The organism is Gemmatimonadota bacterium (assembly GCA_016719105.1).
GTDB lineage: Bacteria > Gemmatimonadota > Gemmatimonadetes > Gemmatimonadales > Gemmatimonadaceae > SCN-70-22.
Genome location: JADKAQ010000039.1, coordinates 1 through 20320, shown reverse-complemented (window position 1 = coordinate 20320; position 20320 = coordinate 1). Strand labels below are relative to the sequence as shown.

Genomic DNA, 20320 nt, shown 5'->3' with positions numbered 1-20320 from the left:
GTCTTTATGCGCATCACCGCGCCGAGCTTTCGTTTGCGCACTGCATACCACGTGGCCTTTAGTCCGGATAGCCGTCTCGTGGCGGCGGTCGGACGCGACGTGGTGTGGTGGAGCGTGCCAGAGCGCCGTCGTCTCGGATCGAGTCGCGTCCCCTCCAACCCCTCGGCCGCCGCCTTCACGAGCGACGGGCGCACGCTGGTCGTAAAGAATACCACGGGAGAGTTTCTCACCTGCGATACCACGACCGGCGATACGCTCGCGCGCTATGCGCCGCGAGGGCGGGATGAGGGCGCCGATCCGGTTATCGCACCAGACGGGTGGATCGTCGACGGCAGCTGGAATGGCGTGATCCGACGGCGCGATGTCGCCAGCCTCACGCCGACGGAGGTCTGGCGCGATGATCGCACGATGGTTATCGGCGTCCTCTGCGGAGGCAACACGTGGGCGTTTGTCCTTCGCACACGGGTCGGCACGAGCCAGCCGGATGGGAGCCCGCTCAACGGTCGAATTCTGCTCAGTCGTGCACCGCTTCAGGGACAGTTTGACGAGCTGGAGCGGCGATGGGCGCACCTGCGCAGCGCGGCGCTGTCACCGCTTTGGCGACCGCTTGGCCGTCCGATCCGGGGCGACCGATCCTGTGGTGGAGATTGTCGATGTGCGCAGCGGTGTGTCCCTCGCGTCGTCGACGAGCAGCTTCGGCGGTACGGGCTTCGACCTCGCGTGGTCGCCAGATGGCCAGTACATGGTGTTGATCGAAGACCGCGCCTTCTCGATTCGAGAGACTGACACACTACGCGAGATTCGCTTAGTCAATAGTGAACATCCCGCATCGGCGGCGTTCTCGCCGGACGGTCGGCTGCTCGCACTCGGCTCCTGGAGCGATGGCATTGTCACATCATTGGCGAGCGTGCTAGCCAGTCCGGATGCACGGGGCTAACCACGAGTTCGGGGACGGCCTAACACCGCATGCAGCAGTCGGCCGATCTATTGTACGCTCGCTCCGCGCGCTCTATTTCATTCGGCCGCAGCTGATGCTCAACGTTAGACGCCTTCCGACCTGAGGTGCGCTCAGAGCGTGGATCTTCACAATTCGGATGGGTTTGCGACGGAGCGCGATGCGCTCGATGACCTTGTCGACGCCGTACTCAAGGTTTCGAGCCAGCAGGGCGGCCGCCAGATAGCTGCGCGCCTCACCGTCGGCATCAACCTATACACACGCATGACCGTCGCAGCCGTGTCCTTGCTCCGGCTTCTGCCTGGCAATCGACTCGTTGAGGAGCGATGGACGCCGTGGTGGGATTGGCCGACCACCGCGGCAGTCGCACGGAACGTGATCGAGGCGTATCTCATGTTTCACTATGTCGCGATCGAACCAATATCCGTCGACGAGGATGACCTTCGGCGCCAAGTATTCTGGTATCATGACAATTGGGAGAAGCGTCGGCTCTACCAAGACTGGGGCGCCAGCCCCGAGGTGCTCGCGGAGTTCGACGAAAAGCTTCCACGTGATCGGACTGTCATCGAAAAGAACGCTGCCTTCGCACTTCTCACGGAGGACCAGCAGAAGCGTGCGCTGTCCGGCCATCATGCCATTTACCTAACGCGTACAGAGCTACGCGCGCGGCTGCCCTTCTCATCCTCCGAGATGCCGGGACTTTATCGTCTCCTGTCCGCCAATGTGCACGCCGCCCCATTCTCTTTCCACAGACAGGACAACTCTCGCGGTCGCGGCATGGAGAATGAGGCCGACCGAGGCTACATGTGCTTGGCATCTCACTTCAGTAGGAAGTACATCGCGGCTTCCGTGATCGAACTCTGCAATGCAGTTCCCGATCTCCGTGCTGACGCTCCTGAGGCGTTCGCGAAGGCGCAACGTCACTTTCTCGAAGTTGAGGAGACGGCGTACCCCGACGGCGTCTAACATCGCATGCAGCAGTCGGCCGATATGTTGAAAGCGCGCTTCGCTCGCTCTATTTCATTCGGCCGCAGCTGATGCTCAACGTTAGGCGCACCGACTGATGGCATCCGATAACTCCAAGTGGCTTCAGCATGCTCTCGCGCCGGCGCTCAAGGCGGCGGGATTCGGGAAGGCGGGAGCAACCTGGCGGAGGACCAACGCCACGACGGTGGGCGTCCTTAATCTCCAAGGGTCTCAATGGGGGCCGTCGTTCTACGTCAATCTTGGCGTCTACTTTCGCGCGCTGGGTGACCGCGAGCGGCCGAGCGAGGCCTCCTGCCACATCCGCATCCGCCTCAGCGAGCTCGTGCCGAACCGGGAGCGCTTCAACTCCCTGCTCGACTTCGAGAAACCGATGCAGCAGAATGTCAGGGCGCGGGAGCTGGAGACTCTTGTGATTGAGCACGCAGTGCCATGGCTGGACGCATTGTCGACCATCTCGGGCGCGCGTCAGTACTTCAGCGTCCAGCGCCCAGCCGCAGCTTGGGTCACGAATGAGGCCACAGCCCTGTTGGCTTCGTCAGAGGGCGCCTAACATGGGGTTGGAGCTGACAACTGGCAGGTTGTGCGGAAGGCGGCTACGCCGCCTCTGCTATACGCCAGTTGCAGCTCAACCCGGACGTTGGGCCGCCAGAGGATACACGTGCGACGTGCTTTCGTATTGCTCGGCTGTGGCTCACTGGTCGCCGCGCTGACAAGATGCGCCGCGGCTCCGCCGAACGGACTCCCAGCAGACACGGTGGTCGTGACCTCGACCGGCATGTGGCTGTTGATGCCCTGGCAGCCTGCGATCCCGTCCTTCGGCGACGAAGGCGCGCGCGCGGCACCCATCCGGAAAGTGTTCGAACTTCCGGGCGGCGGCGCCCCGATCGCCATCGTGGATTCCCAGCGGCGCCCCATTCGCCCGGTCTCCGACGGGTGGGAACGCCTCACTTGGCGACTGCATCGGTGCGCGGCGCTGACTCCGACACCCGAGTGCGGCGACCCGCTCGCAGGAACGGTCTTCTCCGGCCCCGGCGGGCTTGTGCTCCACATCAGCGATCGCGCGTGGCTGGACTCGCTCCGGCGTCGCCGGCCGTCTTTCCTCTATCGCCGCGCGAGCCGTGAAGACACCTGGGTCGTGGTCGACTCCGCGCCCGTCCGGTATACTCCCTAGACCAACGTGCCGCTGCGGCCCAACTGACGTTGCAGCAGACCAAGGCGCCACGGACGGCGGCCTGCGGCCGCATTCTATTTGATGCCTTGGCTGCTGAACTCGACGTTGGGCGGCCAATATCGCTCCTTTGACCCGGACAATGGATCATCGAGACAAACTCGTGCGGGCGACGGAGCACTTTCAAGCGCTCAAGGCGGCTGTTCTCGAGTACTCCGGCTGGAATCGCAGCGTGGTCCCGGAATACGAAGCGTCCACACGCCGCTATCTCGCCCGCTTCAAGCTCCTCAAACCACTTCCGCGACGATGGAGCCTGATTCTTGGCGATGCGATTCACAACGTGCGGTCGTCGCTGGACGCGCTAGTGTTTGCGCTCGCAAGTCGGCATAGTGGGCCGCTGAGTTCACAAGAGGCGAAGGACGTACAGTTTTGTCATTGCCGCCGACAACGCGCAGGAGTTCGGCAAGCAGAAGGCTCGTCGTCTCGGAAGACTGTCGCCAGCCGCACAAGACCTGATCGAAGCCATGCAACCATATGTTCCTTGCTCTTGGCATGGGGGCAATCCTCTCGGTGCCATTCGCGACCTCGACAACACGAACAAGCATCGCCACCTGATCATCAACAAGGTGCGGATCGATCATGGTAACCTGTACATCGAGAAGCCTGGAGTGACCGGAGGGCAAGGCTTGGTGATTCCTCTGACACCGGGGCTCTACTCTGATGGCGATGTCCTTGCCGAGTTCGCTCTCCCGCCCGGCTACGACACTGTGAACATGAGAACTGGTCACTCAATAGGTCTCGACCACTGCATCGCCGACGTGAACTTGCCGCTTACGAGCGGCCTGCAGAACTTCGCCAACTATGTGCCGACCTACGTGGAGCAGCAGGTATTTCGTCCGCTCGAAGCACTGCCATAGGGACGAGGCGCCTTTGCCGCCCAACATGCGTTGCAGCAGGCCAAGGCATTTCGGAGTGCGGCCTTCGGCCGCATTCTATTTGACGCCTTGGCTGCTGAACTCTGACGTTGGGCGTCCACTCCGTCCGGAAGCTCAGCACGACCGGATCCCGTTGCCACACATCGGTTTCCGCCGCCGGGGCGGCAGACTTGCGACCTTGATCCCGCAGCGCCTCCGTAGCAGACTACGAGCATGGCCTCCCACCCCGCCTTCGACTACTCCCACCTGACCATCGCAGAACGCCTGCAGTTGGTCGAGGAACTCTGGGACAGCATCGCGGCCGACGCCGATGCCGAGGCCCTGCCGCTCACAGACGCTGAGCGGGCGCTGATCGACGAGCGCCTCGCGGACTTGAGCGCGAATCCGGCGACGGGGCGTCCGTGGGCCGACGTCCGCGCCGGCATCGTCGGCAAGCACCGGCGGTGACGGCGCTCGTCGTTCGTCCGCTCGCCGAGGCGGACCTCGACGAAGCCTTCGCGTGGTACGAGAGCCGCTCGGTCGGCTTGGGCGTTGATTTCTTACGTGCCGTGGATGCGTGCTTCGCCGCGATCGAAGCGACGCCGCTCGCCTATCCCGTGGTGTATCGTGGCGCTCGACGCGCCCTCCTCCGGCGATTTCCGTACGCCATCCTGTACCTCCTCGACGGGGAGCGCCTTCATGTGCTGGCGTGTACCCACACCAGCCTTCATCCGCGGCGCTGGCGACAGCGCGCGTGACGCCCAACAGCGCATGCAGCAGACAGCCGCGCTGTTGTATGCTCGCTTCGCTCGCGTGATTTTGTGCGGCCGCAGCTGATGCTCAACGTTGGGCAGACCAAGGAGTTCGGACCATGCTTCTCGCTGCGTGGCGGATGCTCGTCCCGTGCACGTGTTCTGTGCTTCTCGCTTGCCGGACGCCGCCGTCGCAAACGCTAATTGCCACGGTGGAACAATCCGTTCGCGTCGACTTCCTACAGGACGCCGCGAATCAGGAGTTGATACGCTTCACACTCCGCGCGTGGATTCACAACACAGGCGCGTCCCCACTCTCCATCGAGACGTCTTGCGGCGCGGGACTTCGACTGGAGTTCGAGGACGGAAAGAATGGCGCCCCGTCGTCGTGGCGCTGACACCAGTGGCGTGCGTGAGAGCTCTCGCTCCGTCAAACAGGTCTTCCCAGGAGATTCGACGGTACTCCCTCTTTCCCTTGCGGCGCAGCGCGCGCCAAGAAGCCAATGGGTTGCCCCGCTCACCGCTCGCTTTCGGGTGCTCGCGACCGCGAGCCGCTGCGTCCGGCGCGAGCACCCCGCCTGTTGGATCACTCTGGTCAGTCCCCCCTTCACCGTACACGGTGCCTCCGACAGCACCGGCGGCCACACATTCACTCGACGTCCGGCTGCCCAACAACGGTTGCACCAGCCAGCCGAGCTATTGTAGGCGCGCTGCGCGCGCTTTGTTTCGTTCGGCTGCAGGTGAACCTCAACGTTAGACGTCGACCATGACCTCGTTGCTCCGCTGGCATGATCCAGCTGACTGGTGCGGATTCGTGTCTCGAGTGCGGCACGAGTTGATCGACGCGAGTGACGCAACGCGCTTGTCGCGCGAGCGCTTGACGACTGCAGTGCAGGAGCGCCTACCCGGACACTACGCTGCGGTCGTCGCGTACCATGGTTGCCGCCCCGTCGAGGACCTATCAGGAATTCTGTGTATGAGTCCGTGAGCGGGTCACGCGTATTCGGGCAGGCGTGAGCCGAAGAGCAGTTTCAGGTGCGGCAGCGCGGCGCGCCATTCGGGCGCGGGACGCGCGCGCCATTTCTTCTCGATGTTGCGGAGCGCCAGAAACAGCAGCTTGCTCGCCGCCTCATCGGTCGGGAAGTGGCCACGCGTCTTGATCACTTTGCGGATCTGCATGTTGAGACTTTCGATGGCATTCGTGGTGTAGAGTACGCGGCGGACCGCCAGCGGATACGCGAGCGCTGGCGTGATCCGCTCCCAGTGGCGCTCCCAGATCGCCGTGATGGGCGCGTGCCGTTGGCCCAGCGGACTCTCGGTGAAGCGCGTGAGGGCCGCGCGCGCCGCGGCTTCGCTGGGGGCCTGGTAGATCGCCCGCAGCGCCACGGCGACCGTCTTCCGGTCCTTCCACGTGACGTACTGGAGGCTTTGCCGCACGAGATGCACGACGCACTGGTGGATCACGGTGTGCGGAAACACGGCGTGCAACGCATCGGGCAGGCCCGACAGCCCGTCGATCAAGGCGACGAGGATGTCGCTCACGCCGCGCCCCTGCAACTCCCCAAAGACGCGATGCCAGAACGCCGCCCCTTCCGTCTGGGCGATCCAGAAGCCGAGCACCGCCTTGGTGCCGTCGGGTTGCACGCCGAGGGCGAGGTAGACCGCTTTGTTCTGCACCACGCCGTCGGCGCGGATCTTCACGCGCAGCGCATCAAACGCGACGGCGACGTACAGCGGCTCCAGGGGGCGCTGCTGCCACGTCTCGACCTCCGCGAGCACTTCGTGCGTCACGGTGCTGATCAGGTCCGGCGACACGGGCACCTGATAGCGCTCCTCGAGAAACGCCTGCAACTCGCGCGTGCTCAAGCCGCGCGCGTAGAGCATCAACACCGTTTCGTCGAAGCCGGGCAAGCGGCGCGCGCCCTTCGGCACGAACTGCGGAGCAAAGCTCCCGGTCCGGTCGCGCGGGACGTCGAGCGCCACCGCGCCGCTCTCGGTGAGCAGCGTCTTGGGCGATGAGCCGTTCCGCGCATTGCCATCCGGGCCCCGCTCCCCGCCCGCCGGATAGCCCAGGTGATGCGTCAGCTCGGCCCTAAGCACGCGCTCCGCCATCGCCTTCTGCAACTGCCGCCAGACCACTTGGAAGTCGGCCGGCGTCTGCACCCCGGCCACCAGTTGGTCCAACACCTCCGCCGTCAGTCCCGCCGGCAACGTCGCTGCCGACGCCCGCTTCCGTCGAGCCATAACCACCTCCGTCCTGCAAAGTTATGACTCATACACAAACTTTCCGACAGGTCCCCCGTCGATGTTCACTCCTACTATCGGCACGGGCTCCTCCGGCAAACGAGTGAAACTCGGCTTCACCTCCTTGAGCGCGTCATCGAGATCACCGGCCTGCCAGAGGTCGAGGTGCAACGAGCCGTGTTGCTCGCGACTACCAAGTTGGATGCGGACCGCTCCTTCGTGGTGCTCGACGGTCGCGAACTGGTAGATGACTCTCCACCTCATACGACCTGCGCGAAATCGCATCCACGCTCGTCGATAACGCATTCCACTGGCGATACCGAGCTCGCAAACAAGCGCCTAGGCTCGACCATAGCATCGTACTTCGCTACGATCTCCCGCCTGAGTGCATAGTCGACCATTCGCATCCTAACGACCTCGTCGACTATCATGCGGGAGGAGTGCGATATCGCTGGTAGCGCCGAGTGCGCGCCGTCTAACTGACGCTGGAGCAGACGCGGGCGCTATTGATTCGTGCGCCCTTCGGGCGCACTCTATCCGATGCCCGCGCAGCTCAGCTGGACGTTAGACGTCGACCATGACCTCGTTGCTCCGCTGGCATGATCCAGCTGACTGGTGCGGATTCGTGTCTCGAGTGCGGCACGAGTTGATCGACGCGAGTGACGCAACGCGCTTGTCGCGCGAGCGCTTGACGACTGCAGTGCAGGAGCGCCTACCCGGACACTACGCTGCGGTCGTCGCGTACCATGGTTGCCGCCCCGTCGATGTTCACTCCTACTATCGGCACGGGCTCCTCCGGCAAACGAGTGAAACTCGGCTTCACCTCCTTGAGCGCGTCATCGAGATCACCGGCCTGCCAGAGGTCGAGGTGCAACGAGCCGTGTTGCTCGCGACTACCAAGTTGGATGCGGACCGCTCCTTCGTGGTGCTCGACGGTCGCGAACTGGTAGATGACTCTCCTCACTACCTCATCTACGGAAGCGAGTTCACCATGGCGGTGCTCGCCCGTCTCGCCGACATGGGCCATCCGAACTATCAGTATCGTCTAAAGACGCTCGGCGTTCCTACCTTGTTCACCTGTCACGTACCCACGCGCCTCCTCACCTCATACGACCTGCGCGAAATCGCATCCACGCTCGTCGATAACGCATTCCACTGGCGATACCGGAAGCTCGCAAACAAGCGCCTAGGCTCGACCATAGCATCGTACTTCGCTACGATCTCCCGCCTGAGTGCATAGTCGACCATTCGCATCCTAACGACCTCGTCGACTATCATGCGGGAGGAGTGCGATATCGCTGGTAGCGCCGAGTGCGCGCCGTCTAACTGACGCTGGAGCAGACGCGGGCGCTATTGATTCGTGCGGCCCTCGGGCGCACTCTATCCGATGCCCGCGCAGCTCAGCTGGACGTTAGGCCGCCAATCAGCACGTTCACCGCACGGAGCGGGTCGCAATGACGCAACTGGCTAGCCTCCTCGCCGGCCTCTTCGGCGGCGCCGGCGCGACACTGCTATGGGAACTCGTGCTTCGCCCGAAGCGCGAACAGCGAAGCATCGCGGAGATTCTCGCCGCCGAAGTGTCGCTCAATCTCCAGATCCTCGCCGGCATGATCGTTCGGGCGGACGCTAAGCGCATTCCCGGCGACTTTCACCTCTCCACTTACGTTTTTGACGCCGCAATCGACCGTATCGGAGAGCTGCCAACCGACGACGTGGGCGACGTCGTGCTCTTCTACAATCAGCTACACGACCTGAACCGCAAAGCGGCACTATTCTGGCGCAGCGTCGATGACCTGCGTGCGCTTCCTGCTGACTCGCCGCATCGTGCTATTGTCACTGCCGAGCTGGACTCGACCATCGCGACGTTCTACGGTAGCATCAACAGAACGGTGACCCGTGCCAACATCCTGCAACCTCGGCTTCTGCGCGCGGCCAGGCCGTGGTGGTCGCTTCGACGACCGACGATCGGAACTACGGAGCTGCTGAAAGTCGAAGAGATGCAGGAGCGTGCAGAAGCGTCCGATCGGCAGCGTGAGAAGGTGATGAACCACGTTCGCCGGCGAACGGAGTAGGCATGCGGCCTAACATTGCGTGCAGCAGTCAGCCGATCTGTTGTACGCGCGCTTCGCGCGCTCTATTTGATTCGGCTGCAGCTGACGCAGGACGTTAGGCTGTCCAACAGAGACGGAGGTTCCACGGAGTCGGAATGGCACGCCCTCGTCCGTTTGCTACCGCGTACTCGTCGGATGCTCGAACCGTCGACGTCATCCTCAATACGGGTGCACTGGACTTTCCAGACGCGCGCCTGGTGTGGCCGCGATTCCTACGAAGAAGAACCCTGCTCGCTCCAGATCTCTGGATTGGCCGGCATCCCGATCGGGAAGCCGTCATGGACGCCTGCGAGCAGCGCGGAGCCAACACGCTCAAAGCGATTCGCCAGTTCCCTTCTCACTACGGCTGCTTCCGCACGAACCCACCAAATCCAACCGATCGCTACGCCTTTGACGCCGACGATCGGCTCCGCACGTGCCTTCAACTATCCCGGTTGGTTCGTCCCAGCAGCACAGGCTACCACTACGCGGCACGTATCATTCGCGATCAGGGGCGTCGTCGCGAAATCATTCCGTACGGGGCGAGAGGACTCGGAACGTATGCATATGATGCTCACGAAGACGCCAATTGGTTTGGCGACGATGACGTGGTCGCGCTCCGCACGCTCCTAAAGGCGTTCGACCCAACCGCCCTCACCGCTCGAGTGAAAGGCGCTCTCTGGTATCACGAGTACATCTTCTGGACGCAGATGATCGACGTGCGCTGGCCCTTATGCATTACTGCGCTCGAGGCGCTTGTTCACACCGACGACAAGGATCTGCCGAAGCGCTCGCGCTTGGGTTCGACGGTACAGTTCGTACGTCGATTGCGCTGCTTGTCGCAGTACGTGCCCGAGTTGACGTGGACGCAACGAGACCTCGAGGAGGCCTATGATCATCGATCTGGTTTCGTTCACGGCGTGGGTCGAGGCGCGGACGCCCTGACGCCTCACCGGAGGCATCTGTATCTCACCGTAGAGGCCGGACTTCGTGCCGTCATTAGAGCGGCCATTCTCAGACCAGTGATCGACCAGATCTTCAGTTCGCGCTCCTCGATCCGCACCACTCTTGGGTTCTGACGCGAATGGGGATGCGCGGCAGCCCAACATGCGCTGCAGCAGACCGCCGAGCTATTGTGTGCTCGCTCCGCTCGCACTATTGCCTTCGGCGGCGGCTGAGCTAGTACGTTGAGGATGTAGAATAAGCCGACTGCGAGGGCCGACGAGTGCTCGATATGCGCTCCCGCGACGAGCAAGCGGGTCGGACGGCCGGTGGACCGTGTGCCAGCGCCTAACGGTGTGTGTGAGGCGCGAAGGGACGCTCTCCCGAGCCGTTAGGCGGCGTACCCCGCGTGGGCGAGCTTCTCGATGTTGTGGACCAGGCAGAAGAGCTTCCACTGCCCGTCGACCTTGGTGCGGCCGCGCAGGGTGAAGCGCGCGAGTCCCTTGTTGTGCCGGAGGTTCGCGAAGACCGGCTCCACCGTCGCGAAGCGGCGCCCGTACTGCGCGCGGCCCTCGGCCGAGTCGAGGCGGCGTTGCATCTGCCGGGTATAGCTCTCGGGCCGATCGGGCGCGGGCCCGTCGAAGAACATCACTTGCCGCGTCTCCGTGCGCTCGGGTGTGCGCAGGCAGCGCGTGCGATGCGCACACGGCATGCAGTCGCGTTTGGCCCCACGGAATTGCGCGCCGCGATAGCCCTTCACCACGAGGTCCTTCCCCTTCCGATAGAGCGACTTGCCCGCCGGACACACGCAGGTACGCGCGACCGGGTCATAGGTGAAGTCGCGCGGTTGATAGACCGGGAGCGTGGCGGTGCTGCGCGACTTGTCGTGCAGCGGATCGGGCCCCTGCTGATGTCGGCCCTGCGTGGCGAAGCGCTCGTCGCGCGCGCGCATGCCGTTGTCGGCGATGAGGGCCGGCCGGTCCCACGCCGCGAGCGCGCGCAGGTTGGCCTCACTGTGGTAGCCAGCATCGGCGGTAATCAGTGTCGTCGCCGTGCACTGCGGCGCGAGCGCCGCGACGACCGGCAGCAGCAACTCCTGCTCGGTCCCGGTGCCATGGGCCTGCGCGTCCACGATGATCTGCGTCTTGGCGTCGACCGCGGCCACGGCGGTGTAGCCCTGCACAACCCCTTTGCCCGTGGCCATCTTCGCGCTGTCCGGATCGGTGCGGTTGCTCAGGCGCACCGCGCCTTTGGCGCTGCGTCGGTCATCGGGATGTGCGGCGAGCCACGTGCGCAGCTGCGCCGCGTCGTGCTCCAGCCGCGCTACCCGCTCGGCCTCGCGCGTGCGGCGCGTCGATGATGGCCCCCCTGGCGGGTCCGGCGGCGCCTCGTCGGTGGTATCGGCCGCGCGATGGCGCGCGAGCATGGTGGCCGCCGCGGCTTCGAGCTTCTCGGCTTGCCGCTCGAAGTCGGCACGCTTGCCGCTGCGGCGCTTTGCGGCGTTGCTCGGCAACTTCACGCCATCGATCGCGAACATCTCGCGGCCGATCAGGCCCTGCTGATCGCAGACGGCGAGCACCGCCGCGAAGACGTGGGCGATGTCGGTGCCGAGTGTGCTCACGAAGGCGGCGATGGTCGTGAAGTGCGGCGTGCGCGCCCCGCACAGCGCGATGAACGTGACGTGGTCCTCGCACAGGCGCGCGATCGCCCGGCTGCTCACGATCCCGCGCGCGTAGGCACAGAGCACGACCTTCAGCAGGACCGCCGGCGGATAGGCCGGGGCGCCGGTCGTGTCGTTCCGGAAGCGGGCGTCGAAGCTCGACAGATCGATCGCGTGCTCCAGCAGGTGATCGACCGCATGCTCGAACGTGCCCGGGAGCAGTTGCGCGGCAAGGTTGACCGGCAGCAGGCGCGGGCTGGTGTCGATCGGCTTGTAGCGGGCCATGGGCTCTCGACGCGGAAGGGCGGAACGCGCAGATTCGCTCCCAGCCCAAACCCGCCGTCCCGTGCCGAGGTTCCGTTTCCACATCGCGGGCGCCAGGGGCTTATCCTACAGCTTCGTTAGCCACACAAGGAGTTGTCATGTCGGACGTGAGTCCTCGGATTTGCGAGACGTGCCAGGTCGCAAATTACTGATGGCTTCGTTCTCGTCTTCAACTCGAATGAAGCCCGGACCAATCGGTTCGCGCCCCATTCAAGCCTCTCCCGATCATCCGCGGGCCACTTCTCCGATACGGCAGTGGTGGCGCGCGATCCATCGGTTGCGACATTCCGCGAATCGCAGCGGCAACAGATTGATGGTGCGCTTTGGTTGGTGAAACGCCCCGTCAACGTTGGCATCGCCGCCTTCTGCGCGACCTGTGACACGTACTCCTCTGAGGGAGCCTATCAGATTCCGGCCACTCCGTCCGCGCAGACTTGGATCGCGTGGATTGTCCACCTTCGTGAGAAGACTTGGATGGGCAAAGGGGATCTACATAGAATGACCGCCTACTGGTTTCGGAATCGCGGCCTACAGTACGGCCACTACATCGGCTAGTCGTGGCGGGTGGCTAACACGCGTTGGAGCAGTCAGCGGAGCGATGGTGTGCTCGCTTCGCTCGCTTTATTGCCTTCCGCTGCAGCTCAACTGAAACGTTAGGCCGCCAATCACTCAGGAGCTTACCGGCCAACTGGGTCAAGGCCTCAGTCGAGTGCGACGGCTCGCGTCCGGCTCTTCTCCTGCGCACGTTGTCTCGCGGTACTTCGCCTTCTCCAATCCACGCGAACCCGAACGGTGTTACCCATGCTGCCCTCACGACGCGTAAGCGCAACGCACGCTCCGACGTCCCGCGCCCGGCTCATGCTGTGCAGTCTCGCGATTCCACTGCTGCTCTCGATGGCGACGCCGGCGCAGACGCAGGCCACGCCGTTTGGCGACGGCTTCCTCGAAGAGCTGCGTAGGGCGGCGGCGTTCATTCCCGGATCCCGCCCACAGCAGGTGCGCGTCGTTGCCTTAGGGCGTAACCGGGTGCCGCTGAGCTTTGGCACCGAGGGCGCCGGACCCGATACCGTGTACCTGACGTATCCGTTCTACCAGCTGCGTTTCGAGCGCGGTTGGATCACCGTGGATGCGGCGGCGCCGGACTCGAACTTCGGCCCGAACGTCCATTGGCCGACCGCCACATGGGACAGCATTCAGGTGGCGCTGCGTGATGCACGGCTTTCGGTGATCACACACGAGCACTGGGACCACGTCATGGGCATCATGCGATCCCAGTTCTTCGAGACCATCCGACCGCACGCGATGTTCACACGGGCTCAGGCAGCGTGGATGGCGAGGCTGGTGCCGCCACCGGCGGGCACCGGGGTCGATTCCGCGCAGGCGGCCCGTGTGTTGACCGTCGATTACGATCCGTATATGTCGATCGCACCCGGCGTGGTGCTCATCCGTGCGGCAGGACACACCCCTGGGTCGCAGCTTGTCTACGTCCGTTTGGCCGATGGCAAGGAACTCATCCTCGCGGGCGACGTGGCATGGAACATGGCCGGGATTCGGGAGCAGCGTCCGAACGCAGTCGAGACCAAGAAGCGACTTGGCGTGGTCGAGGATGACGCGGCCTCGGCCCGGCAGGTGCGCTGGCTGAAGCAGGTGATGGATACCGGCGTCGACGTGCTCGTGGCGCACGACGCCCTGTGGCTGGAGCGGTTGATCGCTCGGGGCATATTGGTTCGCGGGCTGGACCTTCGAAATCCCCTGAGTGGCGGCTCTCCTGCCATGGTTCGCAGAGTGTCCACGCGGTCCAGCGGCGCGCCCGGGGCGTCAGTGCTGGCGCAGACGCTCGTCAGGCAACGCTGTCATAGCTCAGGGCGCTGCCCCATTACTCGGGTTACGTGTGCTGCGGCATAACAAAATGTTGCAGCAGACAAGGCTGCACTGGAGGCGCGCTGCGCGCGCATCTATTGGAGGCCTTGCAGCTGAACATATGCGTTAGGCATCACCCGACCTGTCCGACGATGGCGCGCGCGTCAGATCCGGACGCGCGACCACCGTGCAACGACGGCGCGATTGAAGCCGTTGGGGCGCCCGTCCATTTGAGGGCGGCCCCCTGCCTCTTGAGCTGACGGGGCGTACATTCCGAACACCACCGACCCGAGCCCGCCCATGACCGTCGAGTTCACCGCTGTGTATCGCGAAGTCCCCGAAGGGTTTATCGCCTTTGTCGAGGAGCTTCCCGGGGCCAACACGCAGGGCGCCACCCTCGACGAGGCCCGGGAAAACCTGCGCGAAGCCGTCACCCTGGTCCTCGAGACCAACCGCGCCCTCGCCGAAGAAGACCTCGTCGGGACCACCGTAATTCGCGAACCGTTCCGCCTCTCGGCGTAGCCCCGCGGCGTGAAACGCGTCGACCTCATTCGGCATCTGGAAGCGCAGGGCTGCCGCCTCCTCCGGGAAGGCGGCAGTCATTCCGTCTACCTCAATCCCGAGAAGCGGCGCGTCTCGACGGTGCCGCGACATCGCGAAGTCAACGACTTCCTGGCCCGCAAGATTTGTCGCGACCTCGAGATCGCCGAGCCGTGATGCCTAACACCGCATGCAGCAGACAGTCGCACTGAGGTCTGCTCGCTGCGCTCGCTTGGTTGGATGCGGCTGCAGGAGATGCTCAACGTTAGCCGACAATCCACCACTCGCTCGCATTGCGATGAAGCCACTGACGACGCTGGAGGCGAAGCAGCAGCAACTGCGTCACAGTGACACTTACCGTCGTGCGCACATCATCTACCTCGATGATATGCATCGCGATTGGGCAGCCGTCGAGCTAAACCGCGTACCACTTCGAGCATGCGCCGATACCATCGTGATCTCAGAGCGAAGAGCGCTCGCGGCGCATCGCGCTGCAGTCGCCGAGTCTCTAGCGGGAGGCGGGCTCTCTGAGGGACATGAACCTCCCTGGAGCGAAATGACTGGCCGGCACTTCGAGTTTCACAACTACGAGCACCTGAAGATTGCCACGGGCTTCGAGCTTCATCTAAAGGCTCGCTACCGTCCGCGGGCTACGTTCTTCACTGCATTGCCTTCGGCCGCAGTTGATGCTCAACGTTAGGCCTCAGAGAACCGGCGCTTGCGCGTCCCACCTGCCTGAATAGCCAAGGAAGCTCAATGCCTCGACAGATCGTGTTTACACCCAAGGCCGGCAAGCCGCCCGCAGCCTATAGCCAAGCGGTTAAGGCCGCCGGTCTCGTCTTCGTGTCCGGCACTGCTCCGACTGACCCGCCACCGGTGGTTTCAAGGGAACCACGATTCAGGAACAAACGCGGCAGTGCCTGACCAACATACAAGCCATCCTCGAAGCGGCCGGAAGTAGCTTGGAGAAGATCGTCAGTGTCACCGTGGTGCTTGCGGACGAAGACGACTTCGCGGGCATGAATGAAGAGTGGCTCAGGTGGTTCCCATCCGATCCACCAGCCCGCCAAGGCGCCAAGTTGCCTGCCAGAATCCGGGGCTAAAGCTCTCGATTGCCGCAATCGCTGAGGCCTAGCCCCTCGCTCAGCCGGACCCGCTACGGCAAGCGCCGTACGCCCGGCCTGAGGCACATGGGGCACCTTCTCAGTCCGGGCTCACGGCGCTTGCCTCCGCCGGCCGGTTAGCTCGAACGTTAGGCGGAGCAGTGCGCAACGTCCCCAGCCTCCTGAAGCGGTCTACGATGATCCGAGCCACGACGATACTCGTGATGATGGTGCTGGGCGCGACGGACGCGCCCGCCCAAGCCGTTGCTTTGGTCGCGCCAAGAGACACCAGCCCGATCGCGGTCGTGCGCGCGTACGTGGCGGCGTTCAACGCAAAGGACCTCGACGCGATGATGGCGCACGTCTCACCTGGGATGGTTTGGCTGAACGTCGCGGGAGACTCGGCCACGCTCGGCGGACGAGGTGTCGACGCCTTTCAGCGCCTGCTGGCCCGTTACTTTCGCGAAGTACCCACCGCCCAGTCGGAGCTCTTGGCAGTGCGCGCCCTGGGACCGTGGGTCACCACGCACGAGCGGACGCGCTGGAGTGCGCCGACGGCTGGGGCGGGCGGGCAGTCGAGCGTCGTCGTGTATGAGGTGCGTGCCGGGCTGGTGCATCGCGTGTGGTACTACCCTGCGGAGCCGTAAGGGATGGTGCCCGCCTTACCGACGGCCACGTTTGGCGCACCGGGAGCGCAGTGGAAGGTCTAGCGGAGCAGGTTTCACGAGGAGGAATGCTGAATGGCAACGCGACCCGAGACCCCGGTAGTGTCAATGATGCTCGCGGTTCCTGACACGCACACTGCAATGCAGTGGTATGCGCGAGGGCGCACGCCAAGAAGGTCACATCGTGCGGGATCACCAGATGCCGTGGGGCACCCACTGGCAGGGTGGGTTGGTCGATCCCTTCGGGCATCTCTGGTTCGTCGGGGATCGGTCGCCGCTTCGCGCACGCCCGGACGCGACGCATTCGTCCGTTGCCGCGCGAGCGGCGCCCATCGTTGGGGGCGCCTAACAAGCGCTGCAGACAGAGCGAGTTAGAGTAATCGAGTTACCGCGCACCCCTGAAAACAGTCTTGGGATGGCGCCCAGCAAGTCGTTTGCCCGCTCCCCTTGCACCCTCTGCCCCGATCACGCGTGTCACACGAGCGTCGGTACAACGATCTGGAAGTCGCTCAGATCCTGGAGCGGGCGAGCACGGCGCAAGAGGCCGAGCGCGGCGGAAGCCTTCCCACAGGTGACGGGCTGACACTGGCCGCGCTCACCGGAATCGCTACCGAGGTCGGGATCGGCGCCGATCACATCGCGCGGGCGGCCAAAGAGGTCAGGCGCGGTTCGTTGGCCCCGACGCAATACACCCAGTGTCTCGGCTTCCCCGTGGGGGTCGCGCGGACCGTGTATGTGGACCGCGCGCTCACGGATGCCGAGTGGGAGCAGCTGGTGGTGGCGCTGCGCGAGACGTTCGACGCGCCCGGCACCTTGCGTCGCGACGGCGCATTCCGGCAGTGGACCAGCGGCAATCTGCATGTCTTGCTTGAACCGACGGAAACCGGACACCGGCTTCGACTCACCACGCGCAAGGATGAAGGGCCGGTGTTTCTCAGGCTTGGCGCCGCCGCCTTTGTGCTCTCCACGGTGATGGCCGCGGCGATGCCGGTGGCCCCCGCGGGGGCGACGATCGGGCTCACCGCGTTCTCAGGCGTCGTCGGATTGGCGGGGATGGCGGTGCTTGCGCTTCGGTTGCCGCGTTGGGCCCGCGCGCGTGCCGCTCAAATGGAACGCATCGGGGCGCGATTCGCCGCGTTGGCAGAACGCCAGGCGATTCCGGTGCACCCTTCCGCCTGAGCCATGGACGCGACCGGCGACACGGGTCCAGCCATTACCTGCACCACTCGGCCCCCCAGGCTACCATGAGCCCAGGCACAAGAAGCCGATTCAACACGAGTTCGCCGAGACAGCTCCTCAGGAATCGGTCTCGAAGCGTGTGCCTGAAGCGCGGCCTAACAACGGGTTGCGGTTGACCACCGAGCGATTGTGCGCTCGCTCCGCTCGCTCTATTTCCCTCCGCTGCAACTGAGCTATGGCGTTATGCGGGTCAGAGAAGGCGTCGCTGTAAGCTGACGTGATCTTCGGAGATTTGTCCTTGCCGCTTGCACCGCCCTGACACATGCGGAGACTCCGAGGTGTCCTCTCCATCTTTGTTGCGGTGAGCGCAAGTGCATGTTCCTCGCCACCTTCGCGCGCATCAGAGCTGGCGGCGCGTCGCGTATGGGAAGAGTATCTCGCATCTAAACAGGGGCAGTTCGCGCGTCGTGCCGGCGAACCCACTCCGCTCTGGGATGCCACGGAGCAGCAGCGGTGGCCGATGTATGATCTGGCCGGCTTCTACCTCGCTGACGGGGCGATCCCGAGGTGCTCAGCGTCACGCCCGTCAGCGCTCGAGCGGATACGGCGTACCAGATTGTCACGCGCTTCTGGCCTGAGGGGACCACGGCGCGCGACTCCTCGACGCAGGCGCCAGAGCTTACGATGACCGTGTACGCGCGCCGGAAGCGGTCGCGATGGGTCCTCGCCAATGCGCTGCCGTACAAGACAGCATCATGGGCGCGCGAGACCAGAGGTCGTGTCACGTTTTTCACCGCACCGACCCTGCAATTCACGGCTTCAAGGGCAGCTCGGTCCGCAGCGTTTGTGGACTCACTGGCCGCTGCGTTCAACGTGGCCCCTCCGCCGCATCTCGACTACTACGCCACTGAGAGCGTCGACCAAGCCCTCGAACTTCTTGGCGTGGTGATTCCGCGGCGCTTCGGTGCTGCGGGAGGTTTCGCGAAGCCCGTCAACTTCCAGGTCTTCTCAGGCATCCCAGCGCTTGGCGAGGAATACCGCCACGAGATAGCGCACGTGGTGCTGCTCCCCATTATCCGTGGCAGCAGCACCTCACTTCTTGCCTCTGAGGGCGTGCCAACGTGGTGTGGTGGGACTGCCGGCCGGGACTACAAGGGTTCCGTGCTCCATATGGATTCGTTGCTCACCGCCCAGCCCGAGATCACCTTGGACAGGATTCTCGACGACATGAGCGTGCCGTCGGAGATCCGCAACGCAGCCGGAGCGGTTCTCGCAGAGATCGTGCACGAGGCTAGAGGAGTCGATGCGGTCCGCGAGTACTTGCGGGCGCCCGGGCATGGGATTCGAGACGTTTTGGTGCGACTCCTTGCTCGTCCGTGGGCCGAGGTTGTCGCGGCCTGGCAGGAGCGCGTGGAGCGTATCGCGGCCTCATAACGCCGGTTGCTGCTGACAATGTGGCCGACCATTCGTGAGCAGGAGCGGCACCCAGCGGCCGCATTGCAGCAGAACCATGTTCGTTATGCGGTCAATCAGAGGATGCATGCCTCTACTCCTAGCGCTTCTGTTCCTCGGCTGCTCCTTCGACACGCCTACTCGTGATGTAGATGTCCGCGAGTGGTCGCGCGCTGAACGCGTTGTCCTGTACAGCCCGCATTTCGATTTGCTGCCGGAACCATACGGCGGCGTATTCAACTGTCCTTCGCAGCCGCTCCGGCTGTACGGCTTTGAGACGCCCTCGCGACACCCTGCTGCAACGCTCCTCGTGCGCGTGTACGGGCCGAGCGATCCGATGGCGGGCAAAGCGCCGACGCGCCACCACGACGTTCCAGTGAGGCTTTCACGCCGGTGGCTCGATGGCCGTTTCACCGATCTGCCCGAATCGTCGCCGTGGATGGTAGAAACCGATTCTGCGGGCGCAGCGATTCTACGTGTGCCTGCCGGCGTCTACGAGATGGAGGTCCGCGGCGGTGCACCGCTGGGGCGCGGCATCATCCAGGTGCGAATCGGCGCCCACGACTCACTGCAGGTTCACCTTCAACCGGGGCCGCGTGCTGAGGCCCAGCACGATTCGCGCCCCGGCGCAGCCGGCCGCATAACAAGCGTCGGAGCAGACAAGCACATTGTAGATGCGGCTTCGCCGCGACGGTTGTAACGTGCTTGCAGCTCAACTCCACGTTATGCGAACCGACTGACGCCATTTGACATGCGTCACGTGATGCGTTACACTTGACGCGTGATCAAGTCGTTCGCCGACAAACGCACGCAGGACCTGTTTGCCACGGGCGCGGCCAAGCGCTTTCCGCCCGACGTGGCCCGCCGCGCGGCGCAAGCTGGAGTACGTGGACCTGGCGACGTCCCTCGACGACCTGAAAGTGCCCCCCGGCAATCGCCTGCATGCGCTGCGCGGCGATCGGCAGGGCCAGCATGCGATTGCCGTGAACGATCAGTGGCGCATTTGTTTCCGCTTTGTCGACGGCGATGCCTACGACGTCGGGTGTGCGACTATCACTAGGCTGGAGTGCTTCGCATGAGTATCCCGCATCCCCGTACCATGAAGCGGCGGCCCACCCACCCGGGGGAGATGCTCCGCGAGGACTTCATGCCCGACTACGCGCTCACCGTCGCCGGGCTGGCGGAGGCGTTAGGCGTGTCCCGGCAGTCCGTCAACGAACTGCTCCGCGAGCGGCGCGCGCTCAGTCCTGAGATGGCGCTCCGGCTCTCCCGGCTCTTCGGCAACAGCGCAGAGTTCTGGCTCAACGCCCAGCGCAGTGTCGATCTCTGGGAGGCCGGACAAGCGATCAAGGACGACGTCGCGCGCATCAAGCCCCTGCGCGTCGCATAACAGAGGGTTGCACCAGTCAGCCGAGTTATGGTACGCTCGCTCCGCTCGCGCGATAGCCTTCGGCTGCAGGTGAACCCAAACGTTGTACCGCCAAA

General features: G+C 64.1%; 21 protein-coding genes and 2 pseudogenes. 21 read left to right on the top strand and 2 right to left on the bottom strand.

The window, feature by feature from the left end:
• Window positions 1-637 precede the first annotated feature (637 nt).
• The 7 genes from IPN47_23860 (at window position 638) to IPN47_23830 (ending at window position 4782) form a co-directional block, all read left to right on the top strand.
• On the top strand, window positions 638-937 hold the full coding sequence (locus tag IPN47_23860; GenBank protein MBK9411018.1) for a PD40 domain-containing protein: 300 nt from the start codon (window positions 638-640) through the stop codon (window positions 935-937).
• 138 nt (window positions 938-1075) lie between these two features.
• On the top strand, window positions 1076-1921 hold the full coding sequence (locus IPN47_23855) for a hypothetical protein (GenBank protein ID MBK9411017.1): 846 nt from the start codon (window positions 1076-1078) through the stop codon (window positions 1919-1921).
• 97 nt (window positions 1922-2018) lie between these two features.
• Window positions 2019-2492 carry a DUF4304 domain-containing protein gene (locus IPN47_23850; protein MBK9411016.1) on the top strand — a complete coding sequence of 158 codons (474 nt, stop codon included), beginning with the start codon at window positions 2019-2021 and terminating at the stop codon, window positions 2490-2492.
• Between the two features lie 210 nt (window positions 2493-2702).
• Window positions 2703-3113, top strand: coding sequence for a hypothetical protein (locus IPN47_23845; GenBank protein MBK9411015.1), 411 nt, complete (start codon window positions 2703-2705; stop codon window positions 3111-3113).
• Between the two features lie 521 nt (window positions 3114-3634).
• A complete protein-coding gene (locus tag IPN47_23840; GenBank protein ID MBK9411014.1) occupies window positions 3635-4027 on the top strand; it encodes a hypothetical protein in 393 nt (130 codons plus the stop codon).
• A 231-nt stretch (window positions 4028-4258) separates the two neighbouring features.
• Window positions 4259-4492: an addiction module protein gene (locus IPN47_23835; protein MBK9411013.1), complete on the top strand. Its 234-nt coding sequence runs from the start codon at window positions 4259-4261 to the stop codon at window positions 4490-4492.
• On the top strand, window positions 4489-4782 hold the full coding sequence (locus IPN47_23830) for a type II toxin-antitoxin system RelE/ParE family toxin (GenBank protein ID MBK9411012.1): 294 nt from the start codon (window positions 4489-4491) through the stop codon (window positions 4780-4782). The genes IPN47_23835 and IPN47_23830 overlap by 4 nt, the downstream gene beginning before the upstream one ends.
• A 987-nt stretch (window positions 4783-5769) precedes the next feature.
• Here the strand turns inward: IPN47_23830 and IPN47_23825 are convergent.
• The gene (locus tag IPN47_23825; protein ID MBK9411011.1) at window positions 5770-7020 is read right to left on the bottom strand and encodes an IS256 family transposase; all 1251 of its coding nucleotides are present in this window, start codon (window positions 7018-7020) and stop codon (window positions 5770-5772) included.
• 577 nt (window positions 7021-7597) lie between these two features.
• On the opposite strand from IPN47_23825, the gene IPN47_23820 reads away from it, so the two are divergent.
• The 3 genes from IPN47_23820 (at window position 7598) to IPN47_23810 (ending at window position 10189) form a co-directional block, all read left to right on the top strand.
• A complete protein-coding gene (locus IPN47_23820; GenBank protein MBK9411010.1) occupies window positions 7598-8260 on the top strand; it encodes a hypothetical protein in 663 nt (220 codons plus the stop codon).
• Window positions 8261-8474: 214 nt separating this feature from the next.
• Window positions 8475-9092, top strand: coding sequence for a hypothetical protein (locus IPN47_23815; GenBank protein ID MBK9411009.1), 618 nt, complete (start codon window positions 8475-8477; stop codon window positions 9090-9092).
• Window positions 9093-9226: 134 nt separating this feature from the next.
• The gene (locus tag IPN47_23810) at window positions 9227-10189 is read left to right on the top strand and encodes a hypothetical protein (GenBank protein ID MBK9411008.1); all 963 of its coding nucleotides are present in this window, start codon (window positions 9227-9229) and stop codon (window positions 10187-10189) included.
• 254 nt (window positions 10190-10443) lie between these two features.
• On the opposite strand, the gene IPN47_23805 is transcribed toward IPN47_23810, so the two are convergent.
• Window positions 10444-11997 carry an IS1182 family transposase gene (locus IPN47_23805; protein ID MBK9411007.1) on the bottom strand — a complete coding sequence of 518 codons (1554 nt, stop codon included), beginning with the start codon at window positions 11995-11997 and terminating at the stop codon, window positions 10444-10446.
• 897 nt (window positions 11998-12894) lie between these two features.
• Here IPN47_23805 and IPN47_23800 point away from each other — a divergent pair.
• The 11 genes and pseudogenes from IPN47_23800 to IPN47_23750 all read left to right on the top strand — a co-directional run bounded on the left by IPN47_23800 (window position 12895) and on the right by IPN47_23750 (window position 20225).
• Window positions 12895-13941, top strand: a complete 1047-nt coding sequence (locus IPN47_23800) for a hypothetical protein (GenBank protein MBK9411006.1) — start codon at window positions 12895-12897, stop codon at window positions 13939-13941.
• 255 nt (window positions 13942-14196) lie between these two features.
• Complete coding sequence (locus IPN47_23795; protein ID MBK9411005.1) at window positions 14197-14418, top strand: type II toxin-antitoxin system HicB family antitoxin; 222 nt, start codon at window positions 14197-14199, stop codon at window positions 14416-14418.
• A 9-nt stretch (window positions 14419-14427) separates the two neighbouring features.
• On the top strand, window positions 14428-14613 hold the full coding sequence (locus tag IPN47_23790; protein ID MBK9411004.1) for a type II toxin-antitoxin system HicA family toxin: 186 nt from the start codon (window positions 14428-14430) through the stop codon (window positions 14611-14613).
• A gap of 121 nt (window positions 14614-14734) precedes the next feature.
• Window positions 14735-15136 carry a hypothetical protein gene (locus IPN47_23785; GenBank protein MBK9411003.1) on the top strand — a complete coding sequence of 134 codons (402 nt, stop codon included), beginning with the start codon at window positions 14735-14737 and terminating at the stop codon, window positions 15134-15136.
• A 56-nt stretch (window positions 15137-15192) separates the two neighbouring features.
• Window positions 15193-15539 (top strand): annotated as a pseudogene (locus IPN47_23780) (RidA family protein).
• A 197-nt stretch (window positions 15540-15736) separates the two neighbouring features.
• Window positions 15737-16186 (top strand): nuclear transport factor 2 family protein, encoded by a 450-nt coding sequence (locus IPN47_23775; protein MBK9411002.1) that lies wholly within the window; start codon window positions 15737-15739, stop codon window positions 16184-16186.
• A 489-nt stretch (window positions 16187-16675) separates the two neighbouring features.
• The gene (locus IPN47_23770) at window positions 16676-17383 is read left to right on the top strand and encodes a hypothetical protein (protein MBK9411001.1); all 708 of its coding nucleotides are present in this window, start codon (window positions 16676-16678) and stop codon (window positions 17381-17383) included.
• A gap of 567 nt (window positions 17384-17950) precedes the next feature.
• On the top strand, window positions 17951-18817 hold the full coding sequence (locus tag IPN47_23765) for a hypothetical protein (GenBank protein MBK9411000.1): 867 nt from the start codon (window positions 17951-17953) through the stop codon (window positions 18815-18817).
• 106 nt (window positions 18818-18923) lie between these two features.
• The gene (locus IPN47_23760; GenBank protein MBK9410999.1) at window positions 18924-19535 is read left to right on the top strand and encodes a hypothetical protein; all 612 of its coding nucleotides are present in this window, start codon (window positions 18924-18926) and stop codon (window positions 19533-19535) included.
• Window positions 19536-19616: 81 nt separating this feature from the next.
• Window positions 19617-19914, top strand: a pseudogene (locus IPN47_23755) (type II toxin-antitoxin system RelE/ParE family toxin).
• The gene (locus tag IPN47_23750) at window positions 19911-20225 is read left to right on the top strand and encodes a HigA family addiction module antidote protein (GenBank protein ID MBK9410998.1); all 315 of its coding nucleotides are present in this window, start codon (window positions 19911-19913) and stop codon (window positions 20223-20225) included. The pseudogene IPN47_23755 and the gene IPN47_23750 overlap by 4 nt, the downstream one beginning before the upstream one ends.
• The last annotated feature ends 95 nt before the right edge of the window (window positions 20226-20320 follow it).